Source organism: Rhodococcus sp. AC861, assembly GCF_979256035.1.
Genome location: NZ_CEEDMW010000001.1, coordinates 504,278 through 519,896, shown reverse-complemented (window position 1 = coordinate 519,896; position 15,619 = coordinate 504,278). Strand labels below are relative to the sequence as shown.

Genomic DNA, 15,619 nt, shown 5'->3' with positions numbered 1-15,619 from the left:
ACTACAGAGAGGGACACCCGTGGTCGATCTCGCCCGCACGCGGCTGATCTACGTCGCACCGGCCGCCGGTCGAAGCGGCGTCGGAGACTACGCCGACGACTTCCTCGCCGAGGTAGCGCCGCACTTTCTCGACGTGATCGATTACCGCATCGAGACCGAGGGCGCCGAGACCGTGCGTGAGGTCGTCGCCCACGCTCGCCGTGTCCGTGAACTGGTCGCGTCGACAGCGAAGCTCGGACCCACCCTGGTGCACGTCGAGCAGAGTGGTGGCTCGCTGTCGGTGTTCTGGGCGTCCCTGCTCCGGGGAGTGAACGTCACCGCGACCGTGCACGATCCGCCGTTCCCGGTGTGGTGGCCGTTCAAGACGAAGTTCGTCGGGCGTCACCGTCTGCTGCACCATGCCGTTCACTACCCGTTCCGCGTCGTCACGACTGCCCTGCAACGCCGAGTTCTGCGCGGCCGTACCGTCTTCGCGCTGACGACGATGGGCGCCGACAGCATCCGGGAGAAGTTCCCGCAGTCGACACCGATCGCGGCGCGCATCTTCGTGCCCGCCCGCCCAGATCTGACGCCACCCGCCGAACGCCCGCTGGCCGTCGGCTTGTTCGGCCACGTGTACCGAGGGAAGGGCTTCGACCTGATCGGCCGTCTCCGCGAGGAACTGGACGCCGACATCGACATCCGGGCAGCGGGTCGCGGAACGGCCGACCTGCCCCCTGTCGACGGTGTGACGCTGGTCGGCGAGGTCAACGGACCCGACGAAGACCGCTTCTTCGAATCCATCCGCCTGCTGCTGGTGCCCTATTCGAAGCACAACCCCTACGGCAAGGCCTACCCGGCGTCGAGTGCCGTCACCCGATCCTTCGCCTACGGCACGCCGATCGTGTGCATCACCGAGGGCGCACTCGCCGAGACGGTCAGCCGAGGTGGCGCCGTCGGCGTCGACGGGGTGGACGACCTCGCGGCCGCCGTCCTGGACGTGGTCCGGGACACCGCTAGCCTCGACCGACTCGGTCGCGAGGTGACAGAAATCCGTCGTGCCGATGCCATGAACCGATGCGCCGCAGTCTTCCTCGACGCGTGGGCTGCCTTGGCAGACGTCGATACACCCGAATATTCGACGCGATGAAAGCGCTCGACAGCCACCTCCTCCGCACGGGTGTGGCGTCGTTCTGGAACTACAGCGGCCGACTCGTCGGTCTCGGCTGGACGTTCGCGCTGATCCACCAGCTCGGTATCGGGTCCTACGGGCAGTACGCCATCGCGGTGGCGACCGCCGCCATCGTCAACGCGGGCATCGACAACGCGTTCTTCGTGCGGTCCCTGCGGCTCGACGACGTGCGGTACCGACGGGAGCGGTGCGCACGAGTGCTGTTCGGTGCAGTCGTCGCCGTGGCCGGTGTCGTCGGCTTCACGATGTCGTTCGTCGTCGGATTCGCCGTCATGGTCGCCGCGGGCGAACTTCTCTTCAACACGTACAAGTCTCACCTCCTCCGCGAAGGCCGACCCGACATCGCCATGCGTTACGACGCAGTCCGACAGATCGCGAGCATCGGGCTCGGCGCCTCGTATCTCTATGCCGCGCAGGCACCGTCCTTGTCGACGGCCGGTGCGCTGTACGTCCTCCCCTACCTCGTCGTGGTCGGCGCGTGCTTGCGCTACATCCCCGGCCAGGTCCCCGCGTTTCCGGGTGGCCCCAAGGAATTCGCCCTGCTGTCCTTCGAAGCTCTGGCCGCGGCGCTGTACGCGCAGGGCGACGTGGTCGTCATCGGCTGGGTCGCCGGTGACGAGGTCGCCGGCTACTACTCCGTGGCACTCGTTGCCGCACTCGCGGTCTCGACCATCGGCCAGAACTACGCCAACACGTACCTCGAACAGATCCGAGCCGCGGGCGGTCACGTATCAGGAGCACCAGCCGTCCGCGATGTCGTGAAGGTCGGACTGCTGACGGGTGGTTCGATGGCCGCGATCGGTATCGGAATCCTCCTCTGGGGCGGCGCCGACTACACCGGGCACATCGCTCTGATCCTGTCGCTCTTCGTCGTCGCGCGGGCCGTCAACCACTCGTTCATCGTGGTGCTGTTCGTCCAGAAGCGCGACGCTCTCCGCGTCAAAGCGACTGTTGCCGTTGCCCTTGCGAAACTCGCCGCACTGGCTCTTCTGGTCGGCCCGCTCGGTGGATACGGTGCCGCCGCGGCCTGCGTGGTGTGCGAAGCGGCTCTCCTGATCGTCTACTACCGCGCAGTCCACGGCACAGCAACGACGCTGCCGACAGACCTACCGCACCAGGACAAGGTGGCTCGATGAAAGCGGCATTCCTGCTCGCGAAGGACCCCGGGTTCGAGTCCACCGGGGACCTGACGATGGCCAATCTCGTGATGACGCTGGCCCGCAGCTCGTACGACGTGACCGTCATCTGCCTGTCCGGCAGACCGGAGGTGCAGGAGTGCGGCGTCGTGCGGATCGCGAAGACGTCGCCGCGAGTGACCGATCTCGTCGGCCGCAGTCTGCGCAGCAGGCGCAGCCTCGTCCACACCCGGTTCACGTCGGACCCGCTGGTCCAGGCGGTCGACAACGATGATTCCGACATCGTCGTCGCGGACCACAGCTACATGGCAGAAGCGTTCCTGCAGTCCTCCCGCGCCCACACCCGCCGGCACGGCGACCCCATCCTTGCTGTCAGCACCGTCGTGTCGGAGACGTTGGTGTGGAAAGCGACTCGGGGAATGCTGGGTCGAGTGGACTCGCACCGCATCGTGCGGGACGAGTTACGTGTCGCGCGCCAGGCGTACACCGTCGGCACCTACGACGAGGAAGAAGCGCAGTTCTACTCCGACCACGGAGTTCGCCGTGCGCACTGGCTCGATCTGACGCTGCCGCCGGTCGCGCAGGTGGACATCGGCGACTCGGGCCCCCGCCTCGTGTTCCTGGGTGATCGCCAGTGGTCACCCAACCAGGAGGCATACGAGCGCCTGCTGACGTGGTGGCCGGACATCGCTCACGGCATCGACGGTGCGGAGCTCCGAATCGTGGGCTCACCGGGGCCCGGCAAAGTCTTACCGCTGCCCGCCGGTGTGAAGGACATGGGCTTCGTCGACGATCTGGGCGCGTTCCTCTCGACGTGCCGCGCCATGGTCGCGCCCATCGTCACCGGCGGAGGTGTCCGGGTGAAGATTCTCGACGCTGCCAGCCGCGGCATGCCCGTCGTCGGCACCAGTGCCGCCGTCGGATCCCTCGGACCCGTTCTGGGTATCGACGGCATCGACGACAAGCACGAGTTCGTCCAGCGCTGCCGCCGTTACCTCCTGGATCGCTCCGCGGCGGTGTCCGACGGTGACGCCCTGTACCGCACCAACTCCGATCGATGGAACGACGGCGCACCGCACCGTGCGGTGCAGGAGTGGTTGGCACCGTGAGTCCCCGCACGGCGTCCCTGCTCGTGGGACTTCTCGGAGCCGTCGTGGCCGTGGCGGTGGGGCTGCTGTCCGGAGCGAGCACCACCGCGGCACGCCTGCTGGCGATCGCCGTCGTCGGCATGGTGGTCGGTATGACGGTGACCCTGGCGTCGCCTCGTATCGTCTACGCAGCATTGGCATTCACGCTCGGCGGCATCCCGTTCGCCGTGATCCCGGGCGCCGGTCCCGCCGTTCTGCTGCTCACGGTGGCGGTGTGGGCAGCGGTGCTCACCCATCCACCTCCGAACTGGCGTATCCGGACTCTCGACGTGTCGGTAGCTCTCCTCCTGCTCGTCTCACTCGCGTCCGTCACCGAAAGTGCAGCGAGCAGTGTGCATGTCACGGAATTCCTCAAATGGGTGGTCGCGACGTCGGTGATGTTCCCGCTCCTGCGTCTCGGCGCCACCGATCTCCGTCGCTTCGGGCTCGCATACGTCTGCGGAGCCGTTGTCGGCGGCGGCTTTTCGCTCCTCCTCGTGTTCGTCGATCGCACCGGCTCCCTGATCGGGATCCTGTCGCCGATCGGGTACGGGGCCACCGGCGCGACCGGCACGACACTGCGGTCGTTCCAGGTGGACGGAGCATCCATCACCCGTCTAGCCGGCACGTACGTGGACCCGAACGTCGCCGGCATCTTCCTGTTCCTCGGCCTCACCCTCGCGCTGGCACTCACGCGCGGATGGGTACTCGTGCTGTCCGGCAGCATCATCGGGCTTGCCCTGATAGCCACACTGTCGCGGTCGGCCATCCTGTCGGCGATCGTGGCGCTCGCCGTCTTCCTGGCGTTCCAGCGCCTGACCGCCCTGACGCGAGCCGTAGTCGTCGTCGCGACACTGGCAGGAGCCGCTGTCGCGCTGGCCATCCCGGCCGTCAACAGTCGGTTCCTCAACAGCTTCGGTTCCTCCGATCGAGGCACCAGCGACAGGGCGAGGGCGTTCCACGACTTCCTGCCGTCGATGGACGGCCACTGGCTGTTCGGCCGCGGATGGGGCGCGATCGAACTGATCGACGAGGTCGCCGGCTACAACGCCAACTACGTCGCCAACACACCGCTGCTGACGCTCTACCGCGGAGGCATCATCGTCGGCGTCGCCTTCCTCGTTCTCCTGGTGGTGGGGGTGGTGGCCGCCTACCGGCATCTGCGAGCGAGCACCCACTGGCAGTCCGGTGTGATCGGTGCGGCGTTCATCGGATTCACCCTGGTCGCATTGCAACTCGACTTCCCGGTTGTCACCAACCCGGTGGTCACCATGATGTTCTCGGTTCTGCTGGCCATGCTGGCCGCCAACCCGACACCCACTCCGGACGACACCGCCGTCGAACCCGACCATGCCCGACTGCAGGAGGTTCCGCGGTGACCGATACCCCCGCTCCCGTCACCGCACCACCGACTCAGCGCAAGGCCTGGATCGCCGGGCTGGAGGGCCCCCGCGGTATCGCCGCGATCTGCGTCGTGCTCGCCCACGTGTCCGTCGTGTACGCCCCGAACATCGTCGAGTCGACACGCATCGACTTCCTCGGCCAGGCCCTGACATTCTTCTTCGCGCTGTCCGGTTTCCTCCTGTACCTGCCCTACGTCACGCGCTTCGCCAACGGTGCGGCGTATCCGAACACGAAGCGCTACTTCGCCGCTCGCATCCGACGGGTGTTCCCCGCCTACATCGTCATCTTCCTGATCGTGAATTTCGTGCTCGGCGCCGGATACGTCGTCAATCCGGTGACGAACGGGTGGGACCATTCCGACAACGGCACCGGAACCATCACCGCGCCTCTCCCCCTGCTCGCCCACCTCACCCTGACGCAGTCGTACTTCTCGAGCACCCTCCAGACCGGCATCAACCCCGCCTGGTCGCTGAGCACGGAGTGGGGCTTCTACCTCGTCCTCCCGCTCGCGGGCTTCCTGCTGTTCCGGTTCGGCCGCGGAGGCCGTCACCCCTTCGTCACGGCGCTGATCCCGGCGGGGGCGCTCATCGCGCTCGGACTGATCGCGAACACCGTGGTCGGCCGGCTGCAGCACGCGAGTGGTCTCCCGCCGCTCGAGCAGTACTGGGGACCCAACTGGATCGCGGTGTTCTCCCGAAGCTTCCTCGCACTCGCCGACAACTTCGCGTGGGGCATGGTGGCGGCCGTCGTCTACGCCGCGATAGCCCGAGGAGCCTTCTCACGCTTGTCGACGCCGCGACTGTCGGCAGTTCTCATCAGCATCACCATCCTCGCGACATCGGCCTCGATGCTGGTGTTCGCACTCGGATCTCGCTACACCGCATCGGTGTTCGCGATCGCGTCGTGTGCCTTCATTCTCTCGATCGTCGCGCCGCTCGGCCGCGGCGAGGACTCCCGGCTCGCGAGGTTGACCGACTGGGCACCCCTCAAGTACCTGGGCATGGTCTCGCTGTCCTCGTATCTGTGGCACTACCCGGTCCTCGTCCTGGTGGGCCGTGCCGGCGTTCCCATCCCGCCCACGGCCCTCGGCCTGCTGTGGGGACTCGTGCTGGTCATGTCCATCACGGTGATCCTCGGGTCGCTGACCTACTACCTCGTGGAACGACCGATGATGCGGTGGCGGGCCGGACGCACCGCGTGAACCGACGGGGCTTCCTCGTGCTCGCCGCGGCCGCGGTCGCCGCGGGGTGTGCGCAGGACCGGATAGTCACTGTTCCGGCCGCAGCACCGCGTCGGGTGCTCGGCTACTCCACCGGCGCGTCCATCCTGTGGGCCGACGACGCCGACGTGACCCGCACGATGGCCGCGGTCCGTGACGGCGGCGCGACGTCGGTGCGCATCGACGTGTCGTGGCGCTTCGCCGAACCTGTTCGTGAACAGTACGACTGGCGACCCTCCGATCGGGTGGTCGATGCCGCCAGGGCGGCCGGACTGGACGTGGTGGCCACGCTGACCACGACACCGGCCTGGGCGGCCATCGGGTTCTCCGACCTGCCCGCAGCGGCACCCCGGAACCCTCAGGAGTACGGCGCGTTCGCCGGTGTCGTCGCCGAGCGGTACCGCGGCAGGGTGTCGTCCTACGAGATCTGGAACGAGCCGAACGGTCGACTGTTCTTCTGGCCGAACCCCGACCCCGTCCGCTACACCACGATGCTGCGGTCGGCTTTCACCGCCGTCACCGCGGCCGATCCCGACGCCGTCGTCGTGGCCGGGGCGCTGGGCAACACGGACACCGCCGACGGCCGTGTCGACTCTCACGACTTTCTCGTGGGCATGTACGACGCCGGTGCGGCCGGGTCGTTCCATGCGCTGTCCTACCACGCGTACGACTACGGAACCACCCTCGCCGATGCCGGCTTGTACCCAAATTCCGCTGTGCAGCAGATCATCAGGATGCGGCAGACGATGGTGGAGCGCGGGGACGCGTCGGCACGCATCTGGATCACCGAGTACGGCGCACCCGACACCGGCGTGGACGCGGACACGCAGGCGCGGCTCATCGTGGACTCCGCCCAGCAGTGGGGCGAGGTGCCGTACGGCGGGCCGTTCTATGTCTACACCGTCCGCGACGGCGACAGCGCGTCCACCGATTCCGAGGCGCGCTTCGGCGTGCTCGACGACGCCTTCGTACCCAAACCCGTCTACGGGCAGCTGGCCGCGCTGGCGGCAGCGGGTCTGCCGCAACGCGACGTCGCGAACCGGTTCGATGCTGCCGCGACGCCCGATCTCGGAGAACCCCTGGGTCCGGTCTTCGCCCTCTCCGCCGGCGCGGGCCGCCAGTACGCGCGGGGCAGCCTGTATTCGACTGCGGGCGGCTGGGTCACCTCACCGCCGGCGGTCGCGGATATCGCCCGCACCACTGGGCTCGTTCCGGCAGGCCCGTTTCGCGACGGGTACCAGGATCTGCTCGCCGATGGCGGGTTCCGCGTGTTCTCCCACCCGCAGTTCGGGACGTGGGCAGTCGTCGGCGCGATCCTCGATCAGTGGCGGCCCGATCTCGGGTTCCCGGTCACCGGGGAGTACGAGACGCCCGACGGTCAACGCGTCGTGGACTTCGAGTTCGGCCGCATCCTGTGGACGCCGATCGGCGGGGCAGTGGTCGTTCGGGATCGGTGAGATCGCCGCCGCTATTCCAGCGTGGCCGGCTTCCTGGGAAGAGGGTTCACAGGCGTGTCCTCGCGCAGAATGCGAGCGCCGTCCTCTATGTCCGCATTGTGAATGGCTCGGCCCATGACGACGCTCGCGACCAGGGCTGCAACAACCCAGACGGCGCCGATGCCGTAGACGATCCACCACATCACACGAGTGTGACACCGGAACCAGGAATTGCAACGAAAATGGCAATAAAACCATTAGGAACGTTTTTTACGGCGCTCGGAAGCGCCACCACGGGAGACTAGGGCGGGCGTCTGCTGCGCAGAGCCTGTCATTCGGTTGCACGACGGAGTCGAGGCCGGTTCTGGCGGTCGGCGCTGTTCAGACCGCGTTCATCCTTGATTCGGTGCTGCCTGCTCGGCGGACGGGTAGCCAAATGACTTGCAGCAGAAACAGCGGCTGGCCATACTTTCCGCATGGCCAGGAGACGCTCGCGCATTGTTGCGCCCGATAAACCGACGCTCGGACAAGTCAGTTCCGTCGGTATCAGTTTTGTCGCTTTTCTGGTCCTGCTGGGCTTGTGCGTGAGTCACGGCTTGCTCTGACATTGCGCGCATGTAGGCATATCGAACATGTGTTCGATTTTGTCGGTGGGTCGCGGTAGCGTAAGGCATGTTTTCGGGGGGAAACGCAGGGGACGGTCGTCGTGACTACGGCTCCATCGGCGACCCCGTTCTCGCCCAGCTCATCGCCGAGCAGGAGGAGCTGACGCGTCGCATCGCGGCGTACGCCACACAGCACCTCGACACGGCGGACCGTCTCGCTCTCCTGGTGCGGGACGAGAAGGTGACGCGTGCCCGCCTGGGTCAGGCCCACGTGTGGCTGGCGGAGCTCGTCCAGCAGCGCAGCTTCGAGGAGACCGGAGCACGCAATGCCGATGCCCTGGCACTGCTCCTCACCATCGACCGCTCGGCCGCCTCGACGCGCCTGGCCCTCGCCGCACAGCTCGGCAACAGGACCACCCTGCTCGGTGACGTCATGGAACCGGAGCTACCCACCACAGCCGCAGCGCTGCGTGAAGGCGCCATCGACCCGGCTCACGTGACGGTCATCCGGAAGTTCGACAAGAACCTCCCCGCCGCTGTGGACGCCGACACCCGCGCTCACGCTGAGCGGCACCTGGCCACTGCGGCGCGCGAGGTCCGTCCTGCGGAGCTCACCGCACTCGCCGAGCGCCTCACCGCGCACATCGTCGAGGAAGGCGAGTTCGAGCTGCAACCGGAGCGCGTGCGTAAGCGCGGCATCTTCATGAACAAGCAGGGCAGCGACGGCATGCGCACCGGCAGGTTCGTTCTCGATTCCGAGACCGCGGCGTACATGGACGCCTACAACAGCAAGTACGCGGCGCGCGGAGTGGGGAATCCCGAGGACACGCGTGCGCCCGTCGTCGGCACGGACCCGGACGACGAGACCCGCCGACGTGACACCCGGACCACACCGCAACGCAGGCACGACGCTCTGAAGCTGCTGCTGCGCGACACACTGGCCTCCGACGATCTCGGCAAGCACCGCGGCGTGCCGGTCAAGGTCATCATCGTTGCCCGGCTCGAAGACCTGCTGCGCGGTACCGGACTCGCCACCACCGCAACGGGTTCCACCGTGTCGATCCGAGACGTCATCCGTATGGGGTCACACGCCGACCATTACCTCGCGGTCTTCGGCGACGACGACGGCCGGCCACTGCACTTCGGCCGCACCCGACGCATCGCCAGTGAAGATCAGCGCCTCGTCCTCATGGCCACGGACCGCGGGTGCACCGCCCCGGGATGCGATCGCCCCGCCGTCGCAACACAGGCGCACCACATCCACGAATGGCAGGACGGCGGGCCCACCGACATCGAATCGCTCACCTTCGTGTGCGACATGCACCATCCGATGATCAACGACGGCGCACTCGGATGGTCCACCACCACAGCGCCACCAGGTCACCCCTACGCCGGGCGCACTCTGTGGCACCCGCCTGCCCTCATTGACCCGTCAAGGACGGGCCGGGTGAACCACTTCCACCACCCACAGGACTATCTGTGGGAGGACGACGAGCCGGCCGCGTGAGTCATCTCGATGAGCCGCAACGCATCCCACGGCGCGAAGCCCTTCGCATCGTTGTCGAAGTAGACGTACACGTCTCGCTTCGCTGCGCGCCACTCTCCGATGCGCTCGGCCCACCGGCCGAGCGCATCGTCGGAGTACCCGCTCGTGTACAGCTCGGTGTCGCCGTGCAGCCGGACGTAGACCACGTCGCTGGTCACCTCGGTGAGCATCGGGAACTTTCCGGCCGAATCAGCGACCACACAGCCGATGTCGTGTGCGCGCATGAGCTCGTACGCCTCGGGTGAGTCGAAGCTCGGGTGCCGCACCTCGAGGCAGTGCCGCAGCGGACGATCCTCGTCGACGTCGAGAAACACCCGGTCGTCGGCGAGCTTGTCGTCGTGCTTCTCTCCCAGCCGGGCTGCCTCCATCGTCGACCGCGGCAGCAACGCGAAGAAGTCTGCCATCCTGGTGGCGTCGAAACGAAAGGTGGCCGGCAGTTGCCACAGGATCGGACCGAGCCGCGGGCCCAGCGCGAGAACACCCGATGCGAAGAAGTTGCCCAACGCGGCGTCCACCCCGACCAGCTTCTTCATGTGGGTGACGAAGCGCGGCCCCTTCACCGCGAACACGAACCCCTCAGGTGTCTCCGCACGCCAACGTTGGTAACTCGACGGCCGCTGCAGGGAGTAGACCGAGCCGTTGATCTCGATGGAGGTCAGGGCACGCGAGGCGTACTCCAGCTCGCGGCGCTGGGCCAGCCCCGCAGGGTAGAAGTCACCCCGCCAACCCGCGTAACGCCAGCCGGAGATGCCGATACGAAGTTCCATCGACTACCTCCGTCCTTGTGCCGTTGTCAGCAGTTACCCGCATGCCGGGCTGCGACACATGGGCCTGATGCGATCACGGTCGCGGCGGCCAGGCGGCCCAGCCGCCAGGAAGTGCACTGAGAATGCGGTCCGCGGCGTCGATACGTGCTGCGGGGATACCTCCGGCGCCGGACTTCCCCGAGTTCCCGCCGCCGGGGTAGGTGAATGAGTGCTCGACCCACAGACGGTTACCGCGTTCGACTTTCTCGCGGTAGTTGCCGGTGACGACCGCGAACACCTGCCGCTCGAGGAGATCCGCTTCGTCCTGCCACGTCGAGTCGCAGGCGTCGCACCCGCAGATCGGGAAGTAGAAGTCATGCAGCAGACCCGCGTGCATCCCGATCCCGGGGTAGGACGTGAAGATCAGTGTCAGTGTCGCGCAGTCGGGATCGCTCGGTCTGATTCGAACAGCACGAGTCGTATCGCGATGCGGCCGAACCAACTCCGCAACCGCCTCCGGTCCCTCGTCGATCTCGACGTCGTAGGTTTCGCGTATGTGCTCGATGAGGGCGTCTGCAACGGTGTGAAGGGGCGCATAGCGTTCCGGGTGTTCGGTCACGGAATAGGCGCTCTCCGGGGGAGAGTCTGCCCACCGGTTCCCGTAGTCGATTCTCCGACCGTCGGGGTCACGGAACACCGGCTCGTCGCTCGTCGGGCGTGAGTACGACGTCACGTCAGTCATCCTCTCTCGCTGTGAGCAGTCCGATCGGTGCCACTGCCCGATCGGTGCGGGGATCGCGCCATACTGCTTCCCCGTCGACGACCGTCGGCCACAGCAGACGCTTCTCTTCGACGGGCCACTCGACCCACGGCGGGTACCCCGCGAGTTCGGTCTGCACGATGTCAGCGATGACCACGGTCGCCTCCGCGAGGGACAGATCCATGTGCAGCGCAACCGTGTAGAGCGAGATACAGAGGGTCCTCTCGTCGACGCTGGTCACCTTGACTCTTCGGCGAGGGCCGCTGGAGTTCACACCGAGTCCGACGACACCCGTCTCGTGCAGCGAGAGGGTCCATTGAAGTCGGTCGAGGTCCAGGTGGGCACCGTATCGGCGGAATCGCAGGTCCGACCCCACCGCGAAACACGCGTCCACCATCGGGGTGGGTGCACCCATTCCTGCGTCGGGCAGCAACGGCAGCGTCCACTCGTCGACGTATTCGAGATCCGGGCCCCACATGGGTCCAGTGTGGCAAGCATTCAGGTCCTCGAAAAACTGTTTTTCAGGATCTCGTCGACACCGTACGGTTCGGTGCATGGACGAGGTCGTGACCCGACGGAAGAACCAGCCACCGCCCCGACATGTGGTCTTCGACGATCTCGCGCATCCGGGTCGAGAGACCAGACGACCGTGGTTGCACCTGCTCGACGACGAGACGCTTCCGCGCGTCATCGAGTCCGAGCCGCCGTCGCTGATCGTGTGGTCGTCGCTCTGGCCGGCGAGACCTGGTGCCCTCGTTCGCTTCGACCTGGCGGACGACGGTACTGGGACGAGTCTTCGATGGACGTTGTTACTCGATCAACCGCACCCCGATGACGACGTCGTTCGGAGTTTGCGCAAGCGCATCGACAGGCTGATCAATGGCAACCTCCGCCATACCTACGGGCAGTGACCGACCCGTGCGGTGGACGGGAGCGTGGAAGCCACCATGACGCCAGAGATCAGGGGCCGTCCAGAACCCGCTCGAGCGGCACGTCCGGGATCGTGATGCCGCGGGATGCGCCGAGGCCGGTGATCTGCAACCAGATGATGTCGGCGAGGAAAGCGGAGAAGGTGTCGAGGCCGACCGAATCCTCCTGTGCGCGCCAAGTTCTGACGGCCCCGACACAGCCGGAAATGAGGCTCGACACCCAGGGACCGACCAATCTCAGGTCGTCGTCACCCAGGTCCGCGCCGACGAGGGCCAGGAAGCCGCCGACGGCCACCTCGATCTTCTGGGCGACGCGGGCGATCGTGCTCTGCAGAGGCGACTCCGACGAGCCGGTGACGTTCTGTTCGACGACGTACGTCCAGGTGGGATGGGCCACCACCCAACGCACGTAGGAATCGACGACACGCTGCACCACCGAGCGCGGCAGACCCTCGAGCGTCACCGACGCGGTCAGGGTCTGTTCCAGCTGCTCGCAGATGGTGCGCTGGATGGCGACGTCGAGGTCAGCGCGGTCGGCGAAGTAGCGGTAGATGCCGGTGCGGTGGATGCGCGCCTCGTCGGCGATCTGCTGCGCCGTGATCCACTCCCCCGGATTCACGCCCCGCTCGAGCACGTCGAGGGCAGCGGCGATCACCTGACGGCGACGGTCGGCGTTGTGCTGCTCCCACCGTCGTCTGCGGCCGTCACCGGCGGTGTCGCTCTCGGTGCTCATTGCACCGAAGCATCTCACGTACGCAGCAGTCTCCGCGGTGCCCTGACCTTCACGCGTGCCGCGACGGCCTCCTGTTCGAGCCGATCGACGATCTTCACGCGCGGCCGGCCTGTGCGTCGACCGAGCGCGAGCTCCTCCGCATCCAGCCGGCGCCACGATGCCAGGTCACCCGCCCGCGGTGTCGTCGCCGCGATGAGCTCGTCGGGCGTGTGGTGCGGATCGGTGATGTCGGAGTCCAGGTGATCGAGTACCTGTTCCACCGTCTCCTGCGCGCAAGTCTTGTTCGTGCCGATGAAGCCGCGCGGTCCACGCTTGATCCACCCGACGACGAACACACCCGGCGCCACCCGCCCGTGATCGTTGGGGACGGTGCCCGTGCGCTCGTCGAACGGGAGCCCGGGCAGACCGACGCCGCGGAAGCCGACCGATCGCACTACCAGGCCGGCGTCGAGGACGTACTCCTCCGACCTCGGGACGGCGACGACGGAACCGTCGACACCCTCGACGAGGTCGTTCCGCGCGACGCGGACGCCGGTCACCCGGCCGTTCTCGCCCAAAATTTCCACCGGCGACACCGCGAACGTGAGCACGATGCGGCGACGTGTGGGATCCGTCGAGTGCGGTCGAGCAGCCAGCTCCGCGAGCAGACGACTCCGCTGATCGTCACCCTGCAGCTGCGCCGGGTCCGCCTCGACGACGACGTCGACATCGGTGAGCGCTGCAAGACCCATCAGCTCGGGCACGGTGAAGGCCGCGTCGGCCGGTCCACGTCGACCCAGGATCTGTACCTCACGGATCCGCGAGTTCCTGAGCTGATCGAGAGCGTGCGGCGCGATGTCCGTTCCCTCCGACAGCCATTCGGGGTCGCGGGTGAGCATGCGCGCGACGTCGAGGGCGACGTTGCCGTTGCCGACCACGACAGCGCGTTCGTGGTCGAGCGTGACGACGGCGTCCCGATGATCGGGATGGCCGTTGTACCAGCCGACGACGTCGGTCGCGGCGACCGACCCCGTCAGGATCTCACCGGGGATCCCGAGCGCGCGGTCGGACGATGCGCCGACGGCGAACACCACGGCGTGATAGACCGACTGTAGTTGCGCCACAGTGATATCGGTCCCCACCTCGGCGCCCAACACGTACCGGAAGCCCGGCTCGTTCTCGATCGCTTCGAAGAGATCGGTGACCTTCTTGGTGGTCGCGTGGTCGGGCGCGACGCCGTGCCGCACCAGGCCGTGCGGAGTATTCAGCTTGTCGTAGACGTCCACCGATGCCACCTCGGGATGCTTGAGCAGCTCGTCCGCGGTGTACAGCCCGGCCGGACCGGCACCGATCACCGCGACGCGGAACGGACCGCCGCGGCGCAGACGTCGTTGCGGCGCAACGAGAGCCAGCGGTGTGCGATCGGCGTGCGGCATCCTCTCGAAGTACTCCGCATTGAGGGCGGCGTACGGAGCTGTCGCGATCGTCAGCTTCGTGTCGGGAACGATCGCGCCCACCGGGCACGCCGTCACACAGGCACTGCACCCCACACACGTCGCCGGATCGATGAACAGCATGTCGGTGGTCCCGAACCCGGGCTCGCCCGGTGCGGGGTGGATGCAGTTGACCGGGCACGCGAGGACGCAGGACGCGTCGGCGCAGCACGTCCCGGTGACGACGTGGGGCATCGAATCAGGCCGCGGCGGAGGCGGGCTCGCTGCGGAACCGCGAGGGGCGTCCGTCGATACGCAGACTCGTCCACAGACGCTTCGAGACGCGGTTCATCAGGCCCATGTCCTCGGACAGCTTGCGGACGTCACCGAACATGTCCCGCAACGTCTTCGCGGAGGCGTCGTTGTCCCACCACACCTCACGCACCACCTCGCGCGGGATTCCGAGCTCGCGCTGAACCTGCTTGCTGGGCTTCATGATGACGTCGCACAGCACGCGCATGATGATCGGCGTCGCGATCGACATCGCGAACCGCTGACGTCGGGACAGCTTCGGGGCGCGGTGTTCCAGGTACTGATGCGCGAACCCGATGTGCCGCGCTTCCTCGGCGACGTGGATCTGCATGATGCGCGTCATCAACGGGTGCTGCGACTCACCGGCGCGCAGGATGGACTTCTGCGCGTGGTCGATGGGCTCCTCGCCCGCCAACACTCCGACGAAGAAGCCGAACGGCAAGGGGCCCGCGAAGAGGGGAAGCAGCGGGCCGGCCTTGCGGAACCACTTCGGGCCACCCGGGACAGCGACGCCGATACGGTTCACCAACTCCTGGAACATCTGGGTGTGGTGGCACTCCTCCGTCGCCTCGTGCGTGGAGTAGCGGAACTCCGGCGAGCCGTTGGGGAGGCGCAGTGCGTAGTTCATGATGCCGGCGATGAGTACCTGCTCGAACTGCAGACCCACCTTGAGGATGTTGGCCTGGCGGTACATGCCGACCGCGATCTGCCGATCGAGCGGAAGCGACCGGTACCAGTCGGTGTTGCCCAGCGGATCGGCCGCCGGAAGCACCCAGCGGGGATCGTCGGCCACGATCGCGTAGTGCGGATCGTCCCAGGGAATGTCGAGGAAAGCGTCGAAGTGCTGATGCACGGACGCCTCCGACAGAGTGCGCAGCGTCTGCTCGTACTCGGAGCGCGTGTCGGATGTGATCGTCATGGCGTGAACCTCCGTGAGTGCCGGGCCGACTTGATGCGACAGGCTGTCGCAGTAAAGTTACTGCAACCAGCTGTACCACGCAACCACTGAGCCGTCCCTTATTGGTACAACGCTCGTTGTCATCGTGCCTCGAAATCGGCCGATATCAGTTGTTGCATTCACTC

The 15,619-nt window shown here is 66.8% G+C and carries 15 protein-coding genes; 8 read left to right on the top strand and 7 right to left on the bottom strand.

What is annotated here, in order from left to right; translation table 11 throughout:
- Nucleotides 1-19: 19 nt before the first annotated feature.
- The 6 genes from AC0IX4_RS02505 to AC0IX4_RS02480 are packed head-to-tail and all read left to right on the top strand — an operon-like array spanning nt 20 to nt 7,514.
- Complete coding sequence (locus AC0IX4_RS02505; RefSeq protein WP_471827911.1) at nt 20-1,129, top strand: glycosyltransferase family protein; 1,110 nt, start codon at nt 20-22, stop codon at nt 1,127-1,129.
- Nucleotides 1,126-2,307 (top strand): polysaccharide biosynthesis protein, encoded by a 1,182-nt coding sequence (locus AC0IX4_RS02500; protein ID WP_471827910.1) that lies wholly within the window; start codon nt 1,126-1,128, stop codon nt 2,305-2,307. Before AC0IX4_RS02505 ends, AC0IX4_RS02500 begins: the two co-directional genes overlap by 4 nt.
- Nucleotides 2,304-3,416, top strand: a complete 1,113-nt coding sequence (locus AC0IX4_RS02495; RefSeq protein ID WP_471827909.1) for a glycosyltransferase — start codon at nt 2,304-2,306, stop codon at nt 3,414-3,416. The genes AC0IX4_RS02500 and AC0IX4_RS02495 overlap by 4 nt, the downstream gene beginning before the upstream one ends.
- On the top strand, nt 3,413-4,813 hold the full coding sequence (locus tag AC0IX4_RS02490; RefSeq protein WP_471827908.1) for an O-antigen ligase family protein: 1,401 nt from the start codon (nt 3,413-3,415) through the stop codon (nt 4,811-4,813). Before AC0IX4_RS02495 ends, AC0IX4_RS02490 begins: the two co-directional genes overlap by 4 nt.
- A complete protein-coding gene (locus AC0IX4_RS02485; protein ID WP_471827907.1) occupies nt 4,810-6,039 on the top strand; it encodes an acyltransferase family protein in 1,230 nt (409 codons plus the stop codon). The genes AC0IX4_RS02490 and AC0IX4_RS02485 overlap by 4 nt, the downstream gene beginning before the upstream one ends.
- Nucleotides 6,036-7,514 (top strand): cellulase family glycosylhydrolase, encoded by a 1,479-nt coding sequence (locus tag AC0IX4_RS02480; RefSeq protein WP_471827906.1) that lies wholly within the window; start codon nt 6,036-6,038, stop codon nt 7,512-7,514. Before AC0IX4_RS02485 ends, AC0IX4_RS02480 begins: the two co-directional genes overlap by 4 nt.
- An 11-nt stretch (nt 7,515-7,525) precedes the next feature.
- Here AC0IX4_RS02480 and AC0IX4_RS02475 read toward each other — a convergent pair whose 3' ends face one another.
- Nucleotides 7,526-7,696, bottom strand: coding sequence for a hypothetical protein (locus tag AC0IX4_RS02475; protein ID WP_471827905.1), 171 nt, complete (start codon nt 7,694-7,696; stop codon nt 7,526-7,528).
- Between the two features lie 469 nt (nt 7,697-8,165).
- Here AC0IX4_RS02475 and AC0IX4_RS02470 point away from each other — a divergent pair, with 469 nt between their 5' ends.
- Nucleotides 8,166-9,605, top strand: coding sequence for an HNH endonuclease signature motif containing protein (locus AC0IX4_RS02470; protein WP_471827904.1), 1,440 nt, complete (start codon nt 8,166-8,168; stop codon nt 9,603-9,605).
- Here the strand turns inward: AC0IX4_RS02470 and AC0IX4_RS02465 are convergent.
- The 3 genes from AC0IX4_RS02465 to AC0IX4_RS02455 form a co-directional block, all read right to left on the bottom strand.
- Nucleotides 9,572-10,411, bottom strand: coding sequence for a DUF72 domain-containing protein (locus AC0IX4_RS02465; RefSeq protein ID WP_471827903.1), 840 nt, complete (start codon nt 10,409-10,411; stop codon nt 9,572-9,574). The genes AC0IX4_RS02470 and AC0IX4_RS02465 overlap by 34 nt on opposite strands.
- 73 nt (nt 10,412-10,484) lie before the next feature.
- Nucleotides 10,485-11,132 carry a DUF6226 family protein gene (locus tag AC0IX4_RS02460; RefSeq protein ID WP_471827902.1) on the bottom strand — a complete coding sequence of 216 codons (648 nt, stop codon included), beginning with the start codon at nt 11,130-11,132 and terminating at the stop codon, nt 10,485-10,487.
- Nucleotides 11,125-11,628 (bottom strand): hypothetical protein, encoded by a 504-nt coding sequence (locus AC0IX4_RS02455; RefSeq protein WP_471827901.1) that lies wholly within the window; start codon nt 11,626-11,628, stop codon nt 11,125-11,127. The genes AC0IX4_RS02460 and AC0IX4_RS02455 overlap by 8 nt, the downstream gene beginning before the upstream one ends.
- Nucleotides 11,629-11,704: 76 nt before the next feature.
- Here AC0IX4_RS02455 and AC0IX4_RS02450 point away from each other — a divergent pair, with 76 nt between their 5' ends.
- The gene (locus AC0IX4_RS02450; RefSeq protein WP_471827900.1) at nt 11,705-12,061 is read left to right on the top strand and encodes an SRPBCC family protein; all 357 of its coding nucleotides are present in this window, start codon (nt 11,705-11,707) and stop codon (nt 12,059-12,061) included.
- A gap of 49 nt (nt 12,062-12,110) precedes the next feature.
- Here the strand turns inward: AC0IX4_RS02450 and AC0IX4_RS02445 are convergent, their stop codons facing one another.
- The 3 genes from AC0IX4_RS02445 to AC0IX4_RS02435 are packed head-to-tail and all read right to left on the bottom strand — an operon-like array spanning nt 12,111 to nt 15,455.
- Nucleotides 12,111-12,812, bottom strand: a complete 702-nt coding sequence (locus AC0IX4_RS02445) for a TetR/AcrR family transcriptional regulator (RefSeq protein WP_471827899.1) — start codon at nt 12,810-12,812, stop codon at nt 12,111-12,113.
- A 14-nt stretch (nt 12,813-12,826) separates the two neighbouring features.
- Nucleotides 12,827-14,479 (bottom strand): FAD-dependent oxidoreductase, encoded by a 1,653-nt coding sequence (locus AC0IX4_RS02440; protein WP_471827898.1) that lies wholly within the window; start codon nt 14,477-14,479, stop codon nt 12,827-12,829.
- 4 nt (nt 14,480-14,483) lie between these two features.
- Nucleotides 14,484-15,455, bottom strand: a complete 972-nt coding sequence (locus AC0IX4_RS02435) for an AurF N-oxygenase family protein (protein ID WP_042576018.1) — start codon at nt 15,453-15,455, stop codon at nt 14,484-14,486.
- Between the last annotated feature and the right edge of the window lie 164 nt (nt 15,456-15,619).